This is a genomic window from Psychrobacter sp. PSi21 (genome assembly GCF_054960615.1).
Genome location: NZ_JBHNYR010000053.1, coordinates 1 through 461, shown reverse-complemented (window position 1 = coordinate 461; position 461 = coordinate 1). Strand labels below are relative to the sequence as shown.

The window sequence follows — 461 nt, the reverse complement described above, 5'->3', positions numbered from 1 at the left end:
TTAACTATGAAGGTGAGATTATAATGCGGTGTCAGAAACAATCCTTATGTGAATATTGGAAAATACCTGAACCCTTGCTGTTAGATGAGTATACCAAAGCCATTTTAGATCGACCTGATACTGCCAATTTTAGAGCGCTGATGACAGACTATTTTCAGGCCGCACCCTTTGAACAAGGCAGCATCGCGAACCTGTCTCAATATAATGACGGTGGGTTTCCTTATTCTATTTTAGCCGCAGAACAGGGTACATACAGTTTGATTCCCAGTGATTGCTGTCAATTATTGACTGATGAACAATACAGTCAGGCGTTTATCAAACAAGACCCTGAACAAAACACGGAGCAACAACAACGCGGCAATGGTCATTACTTTATCAAGGTAAAAGATGTGCTTTTATCCGATACTAAAGCTGATGATAATATGAAAGATCCATATCATTTAAGACCTTCTTATATATAT

At 38.6% G+C, this 461-nt stretch carries 1 protein-coding gene; it reads left to right on the top strand.

Features of this window, described 5'->3' with window-relative positions; genetic code table 11:
• On the top strand, positions 1–461 hold a 461-nt coding region (locus ACFI32_RS14850; RefSeq protein WP_462627394.1), incomplete at both ends, for a hypothetical protein.